The 18,646-nt window shown below is 72.2% G+C and carries 12 protein-coding genes and 2 pseudogenes; 5 read left to right on the top strand and 9 right to left on the bottom strand.

Translation table 11 applies throughout. The features are described 5' to 3' along the window. The first annotated feature begins 198 nt into the window (after positions 1-198). The 4 genes from ACQPXS_RS04975 (at position 199) to ACQPXS_RS04960 (ending at position 4,800) form a co-directional block, all read left to right on the top strand. Positions 199-459, top strand: a complete 261-nt coding sequence (locus ACQPXS_RS04975; RefSeq protein ID WP_433447286.1) for an SHOCT domain-containing protein — start codon at positions 199-201, stop codon at positions 457-459. Further along, on the top strand, positions 456-1,124 hold the full coding sequence (locus ACQPXS_RS04970) for a hypothetical protein (RefSeq protein WP_433447284.1): 669 nt from the start codon (positions 456-458) through the stop codon (positions 1,122-1,124). The genes ACQPXS_RS04975 and ACQPXS_RS04970 overlap by 4 nt, the downstream gene beginning before the upstream one ends. 63 nt (positions 1,125-1,187) lie before the next feature. After that, positions 1,188-2,135, top strand: a complete 948-nt coding sequence (locus ACQPXS_RS04965; RefSeq protein ID WP_433447282.1) for a DNA-3-methyladenine glycosylase family protein — start codon at positions 1,188-1,190, stop codon at positions 2,133-2,135. Positions 2,136-2,415: 280 nt separating this feature from the next. Next, on the top strand, positions 2,416-4,800 hold the full coding sequence (locus ACQPXS_RS04960; protein ID WP_433447280.1) for a phosphoketolase family protein: 2,385 nt from the start codon (positions 2,416-2,418) through the stop codon (positions 4,798-4,800). A 45-nt stretch (positions 4,801-4,845) separates the two neighbouring features. On the opposite strand, the gene ppk2 is transcribed toward ACQPXS_RS04960, so the two are convergent. The 3 genes and pseudogenes from ppk2 to ACQPXS_RS04945 form a co-directional block, all read right to left on the bottom strand. After that, complete coding sequence (ppk2, locus tag ACQPXS_RS04955) at positions 4,846-5,649, bottom strand: polyphosphate kinase 2 (protein ID WP_433447278.1); 804 nt, start codon at positions 5,647-5,649, stop codon at positions 4,846-4,848. A gap of 130 nt (positions 5,650-5,779) precedes the next feature. Then, positions 5,780-6,943, bottom strand: a pseudogene (locus ACQPXS_RS04950) (MFS transporter). Continuing rightward, positions 6,940-7,976: pseudogene (locus ACQPXS_RS04945) on the bottom strand (PLP-dependent cysteine synthase family protein). The pseudogenes ACQPXS_RS04950 and ACQPXS_RS04945 overlap by 4 nt, the downstream one beginning before the upstream one ends. Before the next feature lie 672 nt (positions 7,977-8,648). Here ACQPXS_RS04945 and ACQPXS_RS04940 point away from each other — a divergent pair. After that, entirely contained in the window at positions 8,649-9,869 is a 1,221-nt protein-coding gene (locus ACQPXS_RS04940; RefSeq protein ID WP_433447276.1) for an alginate lyase family protein, read from the top strand. Between the two features lie 46 nt (positions 9,870-9,915). On the opposite strand, the gene ACQPXS_RS04935 is transcribed toward ACQPXS_RS04940, so the two are convergent. The 6 genes from ACQPXS_RS04935 to ACQPXS_RS04910 form a co-directional block, all read right to left on the bottom strand. Beyond that, the gene (locus ACQPXS_RS04935; RefSeq protein WP_433447274.1) at positions 9,916-11,079 is read right to left on the bottom strand and encodes a substrate-binding domain-containing protein; all 1,164 of its coding nucleotides are present in this window, start codon (positions 11,077-11,079) and stop codon (positions 9,916-9,918) included. 67 nt (positions 11,080-11,146) lie between these two features. Then, the gene (locus tag ACQPXS_RS04930; RefSeq protein ID WP_433447272.1) at positions 11,147-12,238 is read right to left on the bottom strand and encodes an ABC transporter permease; all 1,092 of its coding nucleotides are present in this window, start codon (positions 12,236-12,238) and stop codon (positions 11,147-11,149) included. Further along, positions 12,235-13,782 (bottom strand): sugar ABC transporter ATP-binding protein, encoded by a 1,548-nt coding sequence (locus ACQPXS_RS04925; RefSeq protein WP_433447270.1) that lies wholly within the window; start codon positions 13,780-13,782, stop codon positions 12,235-12,237. Before ACQPXS_RS04925 ends, ACQPXS_RS04930 begins: the two co-directional genes overlap by 4 nt. 108 nt (positions 13,783-13,890) lie before the next feature. Then, the gene (locus tag ACQPXS_RS04920) at positions 13,891-16,779 is read right to left on the bottom strand and encodes a SpoIIE family protein phosphatase (protein WP_433447268.1); all 2,889 of its coding nucleotides are present in this window, start codon (positions 16,777-16,779) and stop codon (positions 13,891-13,893) included. An 84-nt stretch (positions 16,780-16,863) separates the two neighbouring features. Then, positions 16,864-17,829, bottom strand: a complete 966-nt coding sequence (locus ACQPXS_RS04915) for a cyclase family protein (RefSeq protein ID WP_433447266.1) — start codon at positions 17,827-17,829, stop codon at positions 16,864-16,866. 95 nt (positions 17,830-17,924) lie between these two features. After that, positions 17,925-18,620, bottom strand: a complete 696-nt coding sequence (locus tag ACQPXS_RS04910) for an alpha/beta hydrolase (RefSeq protein WP_433447264.1) — start codon at positions 18,618-18,620, stop codon at positions 17,925-17,927. Positions 18,621-18,646: the final 26 nt, after the last annotated feature.

Below are 18,646 nucleotides of genomic sequence, written 5' to 3'. Positions count from 1 at the left end.
GGGACTCCCTTCTGGTGCGATTACCCCCCGGGGTATATGTCGACGGTAGCACGAGTACCCCCGGGGGTATTTGAGCCCGGGGTGCGGAGGTGCCCGACAGGTCCTGCGATGAGGCCGAAGGGCCCCTGCCGCCGTTCTCCGCCGCCGGGGGACAGTGGGAGCAGGACCCGAGCAGGACTCCTGGGCAGGTGAGCTGCGATGATGTACTGGGATGGCGGCTGGGCGTGGATGGCCTTCATGCCGTTGCTGTGGATCGCGCTGATCGCTCTCGCCGTGTGGGCGGGGATCCGCTTCGCGCACCACCCCGCCACGCATGGCGACAGCGCCCACCGCGCTCCGGAACCGCGAGAAACGCCGGAGGAGATCCTCGACCGGCGCTTCGCCAAGGGCGAGATCGACGCGGACACCTACACCGAGGCCCGCCAACGCCTCGCCGCTCACAAGCCAGGGCCCCGATGACCGGGTCTGCGCGCCGGGGGGTCTTCCTGGCGGTGCTGGTCGCCGCGGTGGCCGCGCTCATCGCCTCGCTCTTGTGGGTCATGGGCGTCGGTTCCGGGCCCTGGCGTCCGGGCCCGGGGGTGATGACGGGCGCCGTCTCCCGCTCGGGCCCCGTCCGCGGCATGGCCGACGCGGACCGTGCCGCCGGGCGCTTCGCCGACCGGTGGGGCCTGCGCGTCGGTGAGGTCATGCGGTTCAGCAACGGCTACTACGCCGAACTCCTCGACCGCGCCGGGCGGCCTGCCACCGAAGTCCTCATCAACCCCCACAGCGGCACAGTGCACCCGGAGTACGGCCCGGCCATGATGTGGAACACGGTCTACGGCATGATGCCCGCACCCCACCGGACCGGCGCACCGGCGGTCGGGCCCGGCCAGGCGGTACGGATCGCCGACCAGTGGCTGAGCCGGCACCACACCGGTCTGCACGCCGCCGAAGCGGACCGGTTCCCCGGCTACTACACCCTGCACACCCTGCGCGATCACCACGTCGTCGGCATGCTCTCCGTCAACGCGACCACCGGCACGGTCTGGTATCACACCTGGCACGGCCGCTTCCTCCAGATGCGGGAGACCCCCGACCGCACGGTGCCAGCGGCGCCTGCCACGACCCCCTCCTCGAAGTGATCGGTCTGCGTGTCGGCACACGCCGATTCGAGCGGACGCGCCGTCGGCGTCAGGATGGTCTTCGTGACCGGCTCCCGCTCACGCACGCAGGCAGGACATGCACCAGCCCCCGACCGCTCCCTGCACTGGCAGCCCGGCTTCGCCGTGGACGCGCGGCTCACCCTGGAGAGTCTGCGCCGCGGACCCGACGACCCCACGCACCGCGTCGAGGCGGACGGCACCCTGTGGCGCACGGCGCTGACCGGCTCCGGACCGGTGGCATACCGCATCCGGCAGCGGCGCCTGGACGATCTCGACATCGACGCCTGGGGAGCCGGGGCCGCCGAACTCGTCGACGGCATCCGTACCGAGCTGGGCGCGGGTGACCGGCCCGACCTGTTCCGGCCCGGGCATCCGGTGCTCCGTGCCGCCTCCCGGCATACGCCGGGCCTGCGTGTGCCGTGCACCGGGCGACTCTTCGAAGCGATCGTCCCGGCAATCATCGAACAGCGTGTGATCGGCCTGGACGCCGCCGCGTCCTTCACCCGCCTGGTCCGGGCCCATGGAGAGCCGGCGCCCGGTCCGGCGCCCGTGGGCATGCGGGTTCCGCCTTCACCCGAGGTCTGGCGGAACCTCCCGAGCTGGGAATGGCGCCGGGCCGGCGTCGACCTGCAGCGCTCCCGCACCGTCAGCCAGACCGCCCGCCACGCCGCACGGCTCGACCGGGCCGCCGGTGACCCGGCCCGGGCGTACGAGTTGATGGCGAAGCTGCCCGGGATCGGCACCTGGACGGCCGCCCAGGTCGGTCACCGCGCTCTCGGCGACGCCGATGCGCTGCCGCTGGGCGACTACCACCTCGGCCGCATGACCGGCATGGCCCTGCTCGGCCGGCCGCTGGCTGACGACGAGATCGAGGAGTTCTACGAGCCCTTCAGGCCCCACCGCTACCGGGTCGTCCGGCTGATCGAACTCAACACCTGGACGACTCCGCGCCGGGCGCCCCGCGCACCCCTGCGAGGGCCGCTGCACTGAGAATGCGAGGCGGTCGGGTACCGGTGCACGGTGTGGACGCCGTACCCCAAGAGTGGTCCTGCACCTCCAGTCGGAGCTCGTCACCGGGCCGGCGCCCCGCGGTGGACGGACGCTGAACGGGGTGGACCTCAGTCCTGAGCCGGCCCCAAGGGGCCGCCTTGCCGGCGGCCGTGGACCGAACGGCCCTGTCGGGTACCCGGCGGTCCGCCGCAGGGTGGGTGCCGTGCCCGCCCGGGCATGCGTCACGCCCCGACCGCCGTCCGATCCGGAAGGAATCCCGATGTCCGTCGACACGCAGCAGGCGCCCGCCGGGCTCACGGACGAGGAGCTCGCCACGCTGGACGCCCACTGGCGCGCCGCGAACTACCTCTCCGTGGGCCAGATCTACCTCATGGCCAACCCCCTGCTGACCGAACCGCTGCGCCCGGAGCACATCAAGCCGCGCCTGCTGGGTCACTGGGGCACCTCACCCGGCCTCAACCTCGTGCACACCCACCTCAACCGCCTCATCAAGGCCCGCGGCCTGAACGCCCTGTGCATCTGGGGACCGGGCCACGGGGGCCCGGCCGTCCTGGCCAACTCCTGGCTGGAGGGGTCGTACACCGAGACCTATCCGGACATCACCCGGGACGCCGCGGGCATGGCCCGGCTGTTCAAGCAGTTCTCCTTCCCCGGCGGGGTGCCCAGCCATGTCGCGCCGGAGACCCCGGGCTCGATCCACGAAGGAGGCGAGCTGGGATACTCCCTCGCCCATGCCTACGGCGCCGCCCTGGACAATCCGGATCTGCTGGTCGCCTGTGTGATCGGCGACGGCGAGGCGGAGACCGGACCGCTGGCCGCCTCCTGGCACTCCAACAAGTTCCTCGACCCGGTCGACGACGGCGCCGTCCTGCCGATCCTGCACCTCAACGGCTACAAGATCGCCAACCCGACCGTGCTGTCCCGGCTCCCCGAGGCGGAACTCGACGACCTGCTCAGGGGCTACGGCCACGATCCGATCCATGTCACGGGCGACGACCCGGCCGCCGTACACCGCGCGATGGCCGAGGCCATGGACATCGCCGTCGACCGCATCACCGCCCTGCAGCGGGCCGCCCGCGAGGACGGGGCCACCGACCGGCCCCACTGGCCGGTGATCGTGCTGCGCACGCCGAAGGGCTGGACCGGCCCGGCCGAGGTCGACGGCCTGCCGGTCGAGGGCACCTGGCGCTCCCACCAGGTGCCGCTCGCCACCGTCCGGGACAACCCCGAGCACCTGCGCCAACTGGAGCAGTGGCTGCGGTCCTACCGGCCCGAGGAGCTGTTCGACGAGCGCGGCGCCCCGCGCCCGGACGTCCTCGCCTGCATCCCCGAGGGATCCCGGAGGCTCGGGGCCACGCCGCACGCCAACGGCGGACTCCTGCTGCGCGAGCTGCCCCTGCCGCCACTGGAGAGGTACGCCGTGGCGGTCGACAAGCCCGGGGCCACCCTGCACGAACCGACGCGTGTCCTCGGCGACATGCTCCAGGACGTCATGGCCGCCACCGCCGACCGCCGTGACTTCCGCCTGGTCGGCCCCGACGAGACGGCCTCCAACCGGCTGCAGGCCGTCTACGGCGCCAGCGGCAAGGCCTGGCAGGCCGCCACCCTGCCCGTCGACGAACACCTCGACCGGCACGGCCGGGTCATGGAGATCCTCTCCGAACACACCTGCCAGGGCTGGCTGGAGGGCTACCTCCTCACCGGCCGGCACGGCCTGTTCTCCTGCTACGAGGCGTTCGCGCACATCGTCGACTCCATGGTCAACCAGCACATCAAGTGGCTGCGCACCACCCGCCGCCTGCCCTGGCGCGTGCCCATCGCCTCCCTCAACTACCTGCTCACCTCCCACGTGTGGCGCCAGGACCACAACGGCTTCTCGCACCAGGACCCCGGTTTCGTCGACCACATCCTCAACAAGAGCCCCGAGGCGGTACGGGTCTACTTCCCGCCGGACACCAACACCCTGCTGTCGATGGCCGACCACGTGCTGCGCAGCCGCGACTACGTCAACGTGATCGTGGCCGGCAAGCAGCCCTGCTTCGACTGGCTGTCGATGGAACAGGCGACGGCCCACTGCGCGCGCGGCGCCGGAATCTGGGACTGGGCCGGCACCGAGGACGGCACCCGTGAGCCCGATGTCGTACTGGGCTGCGCCGGCGACGTGCCCACACAGGAGGTGCTGGCGGCGGCCCAACTGCTGCGCCGCGAACTGCCCGAGCTGGCGGTGCGCGTGGTGAACGTCGTCGACATCGCCCGCCTGCTGCCGAGCGAGGAGCATCCGCACGGTATGACCGACTTCGAGTACGACGGCCTCTTCACCACCGACAGGCCGGTCATCTTCGCGTACCACGGCTACCCGTGGCTGATCCACCGCCTCGCCTACCGGCGTACCGGCCACAAGAACCTGCACGTGCGCGGCTACAAGGAGATCGGCACCACGACCACACCCTTCGACATGGTCGTGCGCAACGACCTGGACCGCTACCGCCTGGTCATGGACGTCATCGACCGTGTCCCCGGACTGGCGGTACGGTCGGCCGCCCTGCGCCAGCGCATGGCGGACGCCCGGCAGCGCCACCACGACTGGATCCGCGAGCACGGCATGGACATGCCCGAGGTGGCCGACTGGTCGTGGGAGGGCTGAGCGGCCCGGGGTCGCAGGTGGAGTCCTCCGCGCACGGTGGGGGTGTCACAGCTGCGCGGTGTGGTCGGGGACGTACGTCTGCAGATCACGTGGCGGCCGTTCGTAGCCGGTGGACGGCGGCCGCTCCGGCAGCTCCAGCACCGGTGGCGGCACCTCGTGGTACGGGACGGACGACAGCAGGTGGGCCATCATGTTCAGCCGGGCGCGCCGCTTGTCGTCGCTCTCCACGACGTACCAGGGCGCCTCGGCGATGTCGGTGTGCACCATCATCTCGTCCTTCGCCCGGGAGTACGCCTCCCAGCGGGTGATCGACTCCAGGTCCATCGGGGACAGCTTCCAGCGCCGCAGCGGATCCTCCAGCCGGTGCTGGAACCGCTCCTGCTGCACCGCGTCGCTCACCGAGAACCAGTACTTGCGCAGCAGGATCCCGTCCTCGACCAGCATCCGCTCGAAGATCGGGCACTGGCGCAGGAACAGCTGGTACTCCTCCCTGGTGCAGAAGCCCATCACGTGCTCGACGCCGGCCCGGTTGTACCAGGACCGGTCGAAGAGGACGATCTCGCCGGCGGCCGGCAGGTGCTCGACGTAGCGCTGGAAGTACCACTGGGTGCGCTCGCGTTCCGTCGGCTTGGGCAGCGCCACGATCCGGGCGACACGGGGGTTGAGATACTGGGTGACCCGCTGGATGGTGCCGCCCTTGCTGGCCGCGTCCCGCCCTTCGAATACGACGACCAGCCGGGCACCCTCGGCTCGCACCCACTCCTGCAGCTTCACCAACTCGATCTGCAGCCGCAGCAGTTCGGCCTCGTAGGTCTTGCGTGACAGCGTCGACGCCTTCTTGTCGGTCATGCGGCCATTGTCTCCCGGCCCCGCGGCCGCTGCGGCGCCATGGGACCGGGTACGGGGCCATCGTCACCGGGAGAGCGTGCCGCCGGACGGACGGCACGCTCTCCGGTCGGTGCAGCTGCGAAGGGGAGTCTCACGCCGCGACGGGCTGACGTTGTGGTGCGGTGAGGCGCCCCGTTCGGGCGAGCGTCGCGACCGCCGCGGCGCAGGCCGTGCCGGTCGCCGTGAGAGCCGCCCAGGTCAGCCAGGTGGCGTCGTGGCGCTCCGCGAAGTCCCACAGGGCCCCGGTCCCGAGGTTGCCCAGGGTGATGCCGAGTCCGGAGACGGTGTTGTAGAGACCGTAGTGCGTGGCGACCAGGCGGTCGCCGGACAGGGCGACGACCGTGTCGATCTCGAAGGGGTAGACGATCGCGGATCCGGCCGCCAGCAGCACCACGGTCACGACCAGGGACACGAGGACGGCCACCGAGGATCCGCGCGGGCTGAGGGCGAGCGGCACGAACGCGAGCCCCATGGCCGTCAGTCCGCGCACCAGCGCCTGACCGGGCTGCCAGCGGGCCTGGGCCCAGCCGGTGGGCCGCAGTTGGCCCACGACGGCGACCGCGGCAGAGACGACGAACAGCCCGCTGGTGACCGCGGTCCCCTTGGCGCCGAGGGCGTCGGACGCGGCGAGCGGCAGCGCGAGGTAGGCCTGGAAGGTCAGGACGCACGAGCCGATCATCGCGGCGGAGAAGAGGAGGAACGGCCGGTTGGCCACGACGCAGCGCCACTGCGCGAGGACCCCGTCCTGCCGGCCGCCCCCGGTGTGCCGGTGATGACGTGCGGGCAGCGCGCGCCATTGCAGGAGGGTGAGGACGGCGAAGACGGCGGCGGCGACCGTGCACACGAGCCGGAAGTCGGCGGCCAGCAGGGCGAGTCCGGCCAACGGGCCGAGCGGCATGCCCGCCTGGTAGTGGACGTTGAAGACGGCGAAGGCGTCCACGCGCCGTTCGCCCGCCTCGGCGGCGAGGTAGGCGCGCACGGCTGGGTTGAACAGGGCACCGGCGAAGCCCGTCGCGGCGGAGGCCGCGAGGAGTGCCGGGAGATTGCCGACCCAGCCGAGCAGCCCGAAGCCCAGGGTGCGCAGCAGGCAGCCCGCCATGATCGGGGCCTTGTAGCCGAGGCGGTCGGCGAGAGTGCCGCCGTGAGGAACATGCCCTGCTGGGAGAAGGTGCGGACGCCGAGTACGAGGCCGACGGCCCAGGCGGCGAGGCGCCGCGGGCGGGAAGGAGCGGGTCTGCCGCCACACCTGGTTCATCGGGTGGCTCCCACGAGGTCGTGCCGTCCGGGACCGGCGAGGGGGTCGGTGATGCGGGTCCAGCGGGTCCAGCGGGTGACGGTGCGCTCCCGGGGGTCGGCGATCTCGTCGGGGTCGTCGGCCGGCCGGGCTCCGAGGAGACCGTGGCGGCGGCAGTAGGCGTCGTCGAAGACCGTGCCCGCGTAGCGTTGCGGCCCGTCGGGGAAGACGGCGACGATCCGGTTCTCCGGGGGCAGGGTGCGGGACAGCCGGCGTGCGACGAGGGCGACGGCGCCGACGCTCCAGCCACCGCTGGCGTAGTGGTGGCGGGCCAGGCGCCGGGCGGCCCACACGGCTTCGGGGGCGGCGACCCAGTGCACCTCGTCGAAGAGGTCGTAGGCGACGTTGCGGGGGTGGATGCTGGAGCCCAGGCCGCGCATGAGGCGGGATCCGGCGGGCTGGCCGAAGATCGTCGACCCGGTGGCGTCGACCCCGACGATCCGCAGGCGGGGGAAGAGGCCGCCGAGCTGGGCGACCAGTTCGTGGGCGAGCGCGGCGTAGGCGGCGACGTTGTCCGGGTTGTCGTACTGGTCCGGGCACCAGGCGTCCGGATGGACGGCGAGCAGCTCCTCGACGCGCTGTCGGCGGGCCTGCTGCCAGCCGCCTTGCGGATGGGGCGTGGTGACGACGTCGACCTCTGCCCCGTACGCGGAGAGCAGGCCGGTCATCAACGGCTCGATGCCGGGGTCGGTGACGAGGGTGACCGGATGGCCGTACGTCGCACCGGCCAGGGCCAGGGCCAGGGCCAGGCCGAGGCCGAGGGTGCCCGAGGTCGACTCGACGATGCGGGCACCGGTCCGGAGCCGGCCTCGCCGCCCGGGTTGTGGCCCTCGAGTTTGGCCCGGAAGCCGCGGCCGGCGGCGGTGAAGGGTGCGCCGATCCACAGGACGGGGGTGTCGCCGACGAGGCCGGCCGGGGTGTGCGGAGGAAGGGTGGCCTCGGCCGGCGCATGGGTCTCAGGCGTCGACCGGGCGGTACGGGTGGGGTGGTTCATGGCGTGCTTCTCCTGCGACCGGCGCCGTGTCCGGCAGCCGGCCGATGGGTGGGAAAGGGGGCGGAGTCGATCGGTCGCCGTGCGCTCGAGTGGTGCCGGGCACGGCGCGGTGCCGATCAGGTCCGCCACACGCCCAGGAGAGCCTGCGCGTGTCCCGCGGAGAAGGCGGCGGGGACGGTGGGGAGTGGCGATGTGCCGACGGTGGGATGGCCGGTGCGGGCCCGGGAGGCTCGGACCACAGGACGTCAGGGAGGGGCGGTCCGGTCGGACCGGGGTGGCGCGGCGGCTGTGCGGTCGGCTCGTCCACGGCGCAGCGGTGGGCGTCGTCGTCGTGCGCGGGGGTGCTCTGTCCTGCCGTGGTCTCCTGATGCCTGTCACCCCGCTGCTGTTCGCAGCTGACGGGCGCCGCCCGCGCGGCCCGCGGCACGGAGCGGCTGCTTCGGGGGAGGGCCGGACCAGCTCGCACGAACACACACCGTAGTCGGATATCTGCACATCGCCCCGGGTGATCCCGGTTCGCGTGTGTCCGTCCGCATTCCGAGGTGCCACCCGCACCGTCACCAACTCCCCATGCTTCTCGGGCGCTTGACGACCTATTGGTCCGTACCTATGGTCATCGGTCAGCGCTTCATTCAAGGGGGCGCATTTCATTCACATATGAGGACGTGTCCTATGCAGGGAACACCCGCTCCACGTCGTCGCAAGTCCCCACGCCGCTCCGCGCTCGCGCTCACCGCAGCAGCCGCCCTGCTGACCACCGGACTTCTCTCCTGGCCCGGCGCCCAGCGGGCGCAGGCCGCTCCCGCCGACTTCGTCCACCCGGGTGTCACCGTCTCGCGTGCCCAACTCGACTTCGCGCGCGGCAAGGTCCTGGCGGGCGCTCAGCCCTGGAAGGCGGCGTACGACCAGATGATGGCGAGTCCGTACGCAAGCCTCGGCCGAACCCCCAAACCCCGCGCCGTCGTCGAGTGCGGCCCGTACTCCGACCCCAACTACGGCTGCACGGACGAACGTGAGGACGCCATCGCGGCGCACACCGACGCGCTCGCCTGGTACGTCACCCGCGACGAGCGGTACGCGAGAAAGGCGATCGAGCTCATGGACGCCTGGTCCGCCACGCTCACGGACCACACCAACAGCAACGCGCCACTGCAGACCGCCTGGGCGGGAGCCTCATGGGCCAAGGCCGCCGAGCTCATCAAGTACACCTACACCGGCACCTGGGCCGACGCCGGCCGGTTCGCCACCCTGCTCCGCAACGTCTACCTGCCCAAAGTCATCAACGGCTCCAATTCCAACGGGAACTGGGAACTGACGATGACGGAGGCCGCGGTCGGCATCTCCGTCTTCCTGGAGGACAAGGCCTCCTACGACTCGGCCATGGCGCGCTTCCGCACCCGCACGGCCGCCTACGTCTACCTCTCCTCCGACGGGGACCTGCCCAAGACCGTACCGAGCCAGAACCTGAACACCCGGGACAAGATCGTCGCGTACTGGCAGGGCCAGTCCACCTTCGTCACCGGCCTCACCCAGGAGACCTGCCGCGACTTCGTGCACACCGGATACGGCATCTCCGCCATCTCGCACGTCGCCGAGACCAGCCGGATCCAGGGGCAGGACCTCTACGGCACCGACGTCGGCGAACGGCTGCGGCAGGCGCTCGGCTTCCAGTCCAAGTACGAGCTCGGCGCCGCGGTCCCGAGCTGGTTGTGCGGCGGATCCGTGAAGCGGGGGCTCGGTCCCGTCACCGAGGTCGGCTACAACGCCCTGCACAACCGCCTGGGCATCGCCATGACCAACACCCAGGCGCTGACCGAGCAGAACCGCCCGGCCGGCACCAACAACCTGTTCGTGGCGTGGGAGACCCTCACCAACGGTGACAATCCCAACTGACCCACGGCGGCCGAGGGGCGGCGTGCCGAAAGACTCCGGGGGACGTTCATCCGCCCCAGACCCTGCGGTACGCCTCCCGGTAGCCAGGTGGGTCCCAGGTCGTGGCTCCGGCGCTGTTGGCGGCAGTCGAGACGTGGACGGGGGCGACGTAGCCGCTGGCGGGACGAGCGGAGAAGGCGCGGTTGAACTCGTCGACGATCTGCCAGCCCTGCTGCGACAGCGGCTCGGGAACGGTGGCGGCCTGGTACCGCCTGGTGTTGATGCGCTGGAAGGCGGACGGGTCACCGTCGCCGGCACCGATGTTGAAAGGCGGACCCGCCCCCTGCTTGCCGGCCGCGCGGAAGGCGGGGGCGGCGTCGGCGAAGTACAGGTCGTTGATGGCGACGGAGTACGTCCACCTGCTCTGGAAGCGGGAGAGCAGGGTGGAGATCTCACGCGGGGTGCGGCTGCTCGCGTCCGGGATCGGGATGTTCTCGTACGCGAGCAGCCGCACGCCGGCACAGGTGGCGAGTTCCTTCCGGATCAGCTCGGACTTCTGCCTCGCGAAGGGAATCGAGGCGTCGGTGATGAGCACGACCCCGGCCCGGCCGTTGGAGAGCGAAATGATCCACTGTGCGCTGATGCGCGCCACGTCCTCGACCCGGGTGGTGACGTTGGTGAAGAGCTCGGGCCGCCTGCTGGGGCCGGGGGAAGCGACCGCGTGCCAGCCGACGAGCGGGATGCCGGCCGCGTTGGCCTGAGCGACCTGCCGCGAGGTCGAACCGGGGTCGAAGCCGCCGATGACGATGCCCGAGGGTCTGAGAGCCACGGCCTCGCTCATGGCCGCCTGGATGCCGGCGGGGCTGCCGCCGCCGTCGATCACGCGTACGTTCCAGCCGATGACTCTCGTGGCGTCCCGCACTCCGTTCGCGACGCCTGCGACTCCGGGGTTGGTCATGGTCTGGGCGACGTAGACGATCGTCTTGCCGGACACCGCCGCAGGGCCGCTGGTCGGACCGTTCCAGGCGGTGCCGGTCCGCTCCGCTCGTGCGACGGCGGCCCGGGCCCCGGCCTGGGCCGCGGGGCAGCCGCCCGGGCCGTTGGTGGACGCCGTGGGGCCGTTCGACGAGCCGCGCTCGCAGCCGGTCAAGGCGGTTGCCGCGACCAGCAGCGCGATCGCGACGGACCGGGCCGTGACGGCACGGGGGGCGGCCTTGCGGTTTCGGTGCACGGGAACTCCTCCCGGAGGGACGAGCGTCAGGGCGCGGCCGGAGGCCGGAGTCCGGCCCTGGAGCAGCTCATGGAGCGATGCCGGCGGTTCCGCCTCCGGGTGCCGACGGCGGCGGCTGCGCGGCGGCCGCCGCGTCGCGGGCCGCGTCGGCCCCGGTGCGCAGCCGGCGGGCGGAGTAGCCGGCCAGCCCGACGGCGAGCAGCAGGGTGCCGCCGTAGAACAGCGGGATCGTCCAGAAGTCGGCGCCCATCTGTCCGATGCCGGTGAGGCCGACGGCGAGCACGGCGACGGCGACGACCGTGCCCAGGGCGTTGGGACGGCCCGGTTTGATCGCGGTCGAGCCGAGGAGGGCGCCGACGAAGGCGGGCAGGAGATAGTCGAGGCCGACGCTGGGATTGCCGATCTCCTGCTGGGCCGCCAGCAGCACACCCGCGCAGCCGACGATCAGCCCCGACGCGGCGAACGCGTAGACGGTGTACCGGCGGGTCGGGACGCCGGCCAGATCGGCGGCGCGCGGATTGGAGCCGATGACGTACAGGTACCGGCCCAGCGGCAGCCGCTCCAGCACCACCCAGAGGGCGACGGCGAGGACGAGCACGTACAGGGCGGGCAGCGGGATGCCGAGGACCTTGGAGTCGTAGATGCCCGTGAAGGCGGCCGGCAGGCCGTGCGGGCCCGGGACGATCCGGCCGCCGCCCGTGACCCAGCCGGTCACGGCGTACAGCATGCTGCCGGTTCCGAGGGTGGCGATGAAGGAGTCGATCCGGCCGAACTCGACGACGACACCGTTGAGGACGCCCACGACCGCGCCTCCGGCGAGCACCACGAGGCAGGCCCAGGGCCAGGGCCATCCGTCGTTGACGACGAGTTGCAGCACCATGACGTGTGCCAGGCCGAGGCCGTAGCCGAGGGAGAGGTCGAACGAGCCGGTCACGATGGGGACCATGGCGGCGAGCGCGAGGACGGCCGGGATCGACTGGTTGGACAGGATCGAGTCGACGGTGTCCTGTGTGGGAAAGGTACGCGGCAGCGTGAGGGAGAAGACCAGGAAGAGCAGGGCGGTGAGGACCAGGAGGCCGTAGGCGCTCACGAGGTGCCAGGCCGGGCCCCGTCGGCGCGGCCGGGAACGGCGTGGGAAGGGCGAGGGCGGGGAGGTCATGAGTCCGTGGCGGTGCCGGAGGCCGGCAGGGCCGAGGCCGCCCGGGTCAGCCCCGCGACCGTGAGGCCCGCACCGCTCAGCTCGGCCGTCACGGACCCGCGGACGAACACCAGGGCGCGGCGGCACACGTCCGCCACCTCCTCGAAGTCGGTCGAGACGAGCAGGACCGCGAGGCCGGCGGCCAGCGCCTCGTCGAGCAGGCGGTAGACCGCGGCCTTGGCCCCGATGTCCACGCTCGCGGTCGGCTCCTCCAGGATCAGCAGACGCAGGTCCGCCCGCAGCCACCGGCCGATCAGGACCTTCTGCTGGTTTCCGCCGGACAGGGTGGCGAGGGGGGCCTCGGTGTCGCGGGGCTGCACCGCGCACCGTGCGATCAGCTGCGCGGCCCGGGCGCGTTCACGGCGGGGACCGATCCAGCGCGGTGCGGGCGGACCACCCGCACCGGGATTGGCCATGAGGTTCTCGCGTACGGTCAGCCCCGCGGCGCAGCCCTCCCGCTGTCTGTCTCCGGGCACGAAGCCGACGCCGCGAGCGACGGCGTCGGCGACCGTGCGAGGGCTGTAGGGCCTGCCGCCGAGGAGCACCCGCCCGCCGAGGAACGGCCGGGCTCCCGCGAGAGCGCGGCCCAGGTCCACGTGCCCGGCGCCCGAGAGGCCCACCAGGCCCAGGACCTCCCCGGCCCTCAGCTCCAGGCTGACCGCTCCCGTGCCGACGGTCCGCGCCCCGTCGAGGATAAGCACGGCGGGGCCGCCCGCGAGGCCGGCAGCGGGGCGATGGCGGGTCGGTTCCTCGCCGACGATGTCGTGCATCAGCCGGGCGGGGCTGTGGCCCGCGAGCCGGCCGTGACTGACGAGCCGGCCGTCGCGTAGGACGGCGAAGGCGTCCGCGACCTTGTACACCTCGTCCAGGCGATGGGTGACGTAGAGGATGCCGTGCCCCCGGTCGCGCAGGTCATGCAGGACGCGGAAGAGCCGGGCGCAGTCCGGGGCGGGAAGACGGGCGGTCGGCTCGTCGAGGACGACGAGCTTCGCGCGGGCGGCCAGGGCGCGGCCGATGGCGACCAGCGAGCGTTCCGCGGGGCCGAGCCGGGCGACCGGCATGTCGGGATCGAGGTGCCCGGCGACGGTTCCCAGGGCGTCGGCGCACTGCTGCCGGGTCCGCTGCCAGGAGATCAGTCCGCCGCGGCGCGCGTATCCGATGGTCAGGGCGAAGTTCTCGGCGATCGTCATCCACTCCACGAGCCCGAGGTCCTGGTGGATGAAGGACATGCTGCGGGAGGCGGCGCGCGTGCCGAGCGGATGCCCGTCCACCGTGATCCGGCCCGCATCGGCGTGGTGGACGCCCGCCAGCACCCTGATGAGCGTGGACTTCCCGGCTCCGTTGGGGCCGAGCAGGGCGAGCACGCTGCCGGTCCGGACGTCGAGATCCACGCCGTCCAGTGCGAGGGTCCCGCCGAACCGCTTGGCCAGCCCGCGGATGCGGACCAGCGGGTCGGCCTCAAAGGCCCTGACCGCGTTCGCAGAGGTGTCGGGAGGGTCGTGCACGGACATCTCCGGGGGTCGGCATGGCGATTGCTTCCCGACTTTCGCCAGTGATGCTAGTCGAGCACATCCGGGTATTCCGGATTTGCCGCCTTGTGTGACACCAACGGGTCAGTCACGCCGGTGGCCTCCGGCGCCGTCGAGTTCCCACTCGGCCCAGATGACCTTGCCCTGCCGGATGTAGCGCGTACCCCAGCTCTGTGCCAGCTGGGCCACGAGGAACAGTCCGCGGCCGCCCTCGTCGGTGGTGGCTGCCCGGCGCAGGTGCGGAGCGGTGTTGCTGGTGTCGGAGACCTCGCAGATCAGGGTGCGGTCGCGCAGCAGACGTACGCGGATGGGCCCGGAGCCATGGCGGATGGCGTTGGTGACCAGCTCGCTCAGGACCAGCTCCGCGGCGAAGGAGGCCTCCTCGAGTCCCCAGTCGGCCAGCTGCCGGAGCGCCGAGGCGCGGACCTCGCTGACGAGGGAAGGGCCGGCGGGCAGGTCCCAGGTGGCGATGCTGTGGGTGTCCAGGGCGCGGGTACGGGCGACGAGCAGGGCGATGTCGTCGCGGGGGTGAGCCGGCGCCACCGTGTCGAGGACCGCCTCGCAGATCTCCTCGGGCGTGCGTTCCGGATGGGCCAGGGCGCCGCGCAGCCGGTCGAGGACCACGTCGACGTCGCGGTTGCGGTCCTCGATGAGTCCGTCGGTGTAGAGCACCAGCCCGCTGCCCTCGGGGAGGTCGATCTCGACGGCTTCGAACGGCAGGCCACCCAGGCCCAGCGGGGGCCCCGCGGGCAGGTCGGGGAAGGACACCGTGCCGTCGGGGCGGACCAGGGCCGGGGGAGGATGACCGGCGCGGGCCATGGTGCACTGCTGTGCGGTCGGGTCGTACACGGCGTAGAGGCAGGTCGCGCCGATGATGCCCGGTTCTCCTGCGGCGGGGTTCTCCCGGTCGAGGCGTCCTACCAGGTTGTCGAGGTGGGTGAGGACTTCGTCCGGGGGGAAGTCGAGTTCGGCGAAGCTGCGTGCGGCGGTGCGCAGCCGGCCCATGGTGGCGGCGGAGAGCATGCCGTGGCCGACGACGTCGCCCACCAGGAGGCCGACACGGGTGCCGGAGAGGGGGATGACGTCGTACCAGTCCCCGCCCACGTCGGACTCCGCGGGCAGGTAGCGGTGCGCCACCTCGACGGCGTCCTGGTCGGGCTGACCCTGTGGGAGCAGGCTGCGCTGCAGGGCCAGCACCATGGTGCGCTCGCGCGTGTAACGCCGGGCGTTGTCGATGGACAGCGCGGCGCGGGTGGCAAGGTCATGGGCGAGGGAACGGTCGTCGTCACCGAACGGTGCGGGATCCCGCCCGCGGTAGAAGGCGGCCACGCCCAGGACGACGCCGCGGGCGACCAGGGGGACCGCGATGAGGGAGTGGACGTGGGCCAGCAGCTCCTTGGTGTGCTCGGGGTCGTGGGCGAGCGAGCCCGCGGCGGTCTTCAGGTCCGGTTCCAGCACCGCCTGGCCGCTGGTCAGACAGCGCAGTTGCGGAGCGGTCGGGCCGTAGTCGACGCTTTTGCCGACCGGGTGGAACGGACAGTCGTCGCGGATGCCGTGGACCACCGTCCGGCACAGGTTGGTGAGGGGGTCGGCGGCCTCTTCACCCCTCAGTACCGCCTCGGGCAGGTCGATCGTGACGTAGTCGGCCAGTCGCGGCACCGCTGTGTCGGCGAGTTCCTGGGCGGTACGGCGCACGTCCAGGGTGGTGCCTATGCGGGTGCTCGCGTCGGTCAGCAACTCCAGGCGGCGGCGCGCGGCGAGGGCGTACCGCCCCACGTGCGGCTCGCCCACCAGCACGAGCCCTCTCGCCTGGGGGGTGGCGCCGGGGTGACCGCGCGCCGTGCCGGCGGGCCCGCCCCCTGCCGCGCCTCTGCCGGTCGTGTCGGCCCGGCCGGCCACGAGGCGGGGTGCCGCGGCGCGGGGAGCGGCCCTCGACGGAGGGACGGCGGAGACGGCGGAGACAGCAGAGGCGGTGGCCGGGGCTGCGGTTTCGGCGGCGAGGCGCAGTGGCTCCTCCGCCGACCGCGGTGCGATGAGGGGCTCGTGCGGTGAGGGGCCGGGCAGGATGGCCTCGATGGCGAAGCCCTCCACCCCGGTGGCACTCATCGGATGGCTCACCAGTGTCACGCACCGGCCGTCGGACAGGGGAACGCGGACGGCGGCCAGCTGCGCGCAGGAGATCAGCTCGGCGGCCTTTTCCATGAGGACCGCCCGGTCAGGGGGGTGCAGCCCGAGGGCCAGATCGCCGACCCCGACGCTGTGGTGCGGGCCGGCCGCGGTTTCGGCCCTGGTGCCCAGGTACGCCCGCAGCAGGGCGCGCTCACGTTCGGAACTCTGTGCCAGCAGCCGCCTCTCGATGGCGCGGGCCGCTTTGCGTATCACGGTGGCGAGCGCCGGGTCCTCGGCGCTGCGTGGATAGCCGAGGCACAGGACGCCCTCGATGCGGCCGCTGACCGGGTCGCGGACGGGAAGCGCGCGGCAGGCGTTTCCCTGGGACCGCTCGGCGAAGTGCTCGGCGCCGTAGACCTGGACGAGCTGCCGCTCCGCCAGGGCGAGACCGATTCCGTTGGTGCCGGCGTACTGCTCGGCGAACACGAATCCGGGCTCGCGCTGGAACGCGGGGAGGCTTCTGGTGAGGGACGCCTCTCCGAAGCGGCGCAGGAGGACCGTCCCGCTCGCATCGGCGACGGAGATGTTCATCTTGCTGCCGGCGAACCAGGCCTCCAGCCGGTCGAGCACCGGCACGGCCGCCCGGACGATACGGGGATCACGCTCGAAGTCGGCCCGGAAGGGCGGGCTGGACTGGTCGGGCGACAGCCCCAGCGCCCGGCAGCGCTGCCACGAGTTCGAGATGGAGGTGCGCACGCAGGCCTCGACCGGCTCACCCGCCAGGAAATGCTCACGGGAACGGGCTGGCCCCGTGCCGTCTGTGGCACGCGCTGTCGATATCGCTTTCCCACCGAGCCGAACCATGCTTCGCCTCACTCGCGGCTGCAAGAGTCCGTTTTTCCAAAACAATATGACATAGATGAGAATACGGACATCAGGTGCGTGTAGTCATAGAACGGCGACAGGATTGACGGGCGAACCCGTCCCGCCCGGGACGTTCAGCGGTGCCACGACGAGCAGGAACTCATGCCGGCCCGCCGCCGTCGCGGCCGCCAGCGCCTCCAGATCCAGGTTGTCCAGCAGCGGCGCCCCCATCGCGGCGACGACCAGCGCATGGACGGGCGAGTGCACGCCGTCGACGGGTGAGGGCCGTACGTCGCTGTCGCCGTCGCCGCCGAGCAGCGCGATGCCGCGCTCGGCCAGCAGCGGTACGGCGTCCACGTGGAAGCCCGCGCTCGCCGAGTCGGCGTCCCAGGCACCGAGCTCCCGGCGGCGGCGGACGTGCCCGGAGCGCAACAGCACCGCGTCGCCCTCGCCGATCCTCACACCGAGCGCCTTCTCCGCGGCGAGGACGTCCTGTGCGTGCACCGCCTGCCCCGGCTCCAGCCAGCGGATCCCCAGGACGGCCGGGAGGTCGAGGAGAACTCCCCTCGTGACGAGGGGGCCGAGCGCCGACACCGCTCCGAAACGCGCACCAGACGCGCCGACGAACTCCTTCGCCGTCCGGCCGTCGTAGAGCCGGCCCCGGTAGGCGACATGGGACAGGGCGTCGAGATGGGTGACGGCCTTGCCGTGGTAGTCGGCGGCGATGAAGTCCTTGTGCGTGGAGGGTTCCGGGCTCTGGACGTCACCGAGATCGGTCATGTGGTGCAGAGCGGGCCTGGGGTTGTCGGGGCCGGGCAGGGTGTTCCAGGGCAGCGCCAGCGGGACGACCCGCCCGGACCGCACCGCGGCCGTGGCCCGCCGCACATGCTCCGCGGTCACCCGGTTCCAGGCACCGCGGTCGGCCGGGGTCCAGCGGCCCCATGTGCGGACCGCCTCGAACAGCGCGTCGAACTCCCGGCGGGAGACCGCAGGCCCGTTGCCGGCACCGGTCGGTCCGGGATCCGGACCGTTCGCGGAGCTCGGGCTCATCCGTACTCACCGTTCCCAGCGTCGACCGGATTCCCAGCTTGGCACGCCCCGCACCGGATCGCTGGTTCACGGTGGCCCGTCCGGTCGGCGGTGGATCAGGCGGTACCGGCGAGCTCGAGGAGGCAGCGGGTCGTGCCGGCGGGATCGACGACCTGGTGGAGGTGCTCGCCGGGCAGGTGTTCCACACGCCAGCCGCGTGCGCCCGCCTCGGCGGCCAGGTCGTCGTACGGAGGGCCGAACAGCACGTAGGAGCAGGGGTGGTCGTCCCAGCCGTCGGGGACCGGGACGCGCTGCTCGTAGTAGGACAGGGGCAGGGTGGGCTGCTCGTCGACGACCGTCCGGCGCATCGTCGGATCGGAGAACATGGGTGCGACGTCGGCTTCGTCCCACCAGTCGGTCCAGCGCGGCAGCCTGCCGTTCACGGCCATCGGGCGGAGGAAGTCCAGCATCTCGGGCGAGGCGACGGGAGTGGTCCCGGTGCGCGCCGGCAGCGCGGCGTCGACGAAGACCGAGGCGGTGACCGGATGGTCGAGTCCGCAACGGATGGTGGGCAGGAACAAGCCTGCGTTGCTGTGGACCACCAAGGTCACGGGGCTGTCGGCCGGGACCTGCCGGAGGTCGTCGCGGACCGCGTCGGCGATACGGGGCCAGAAGGGCGGGGCGCCGGCGCCGATGTGCAGCAGAGACGGCACCCGTACCTGGTACCCCTCCGCCCTCAGGCGTTCGGCCACGGGGTGCCAGGTCGAGGGGCCCACGGACGGACTGTGCACGAGAACGAAGACCGGCTGCATGCGACGATGCTGCCCCACCCGCCGTC

Origin of the sequence: Streptomyces sp. CA-142005, assembly GCF_050942335.1 — a bacterium.
Classification (GTDB): domain Bacteria; phylum Actinomycetota; class Actinomycetes; order Streptomycetales; family Streptomycetaceae; genus Streptomyces.
This window is presented reverse-complemented; position numbering and strand designations above follow the sequence as displayed.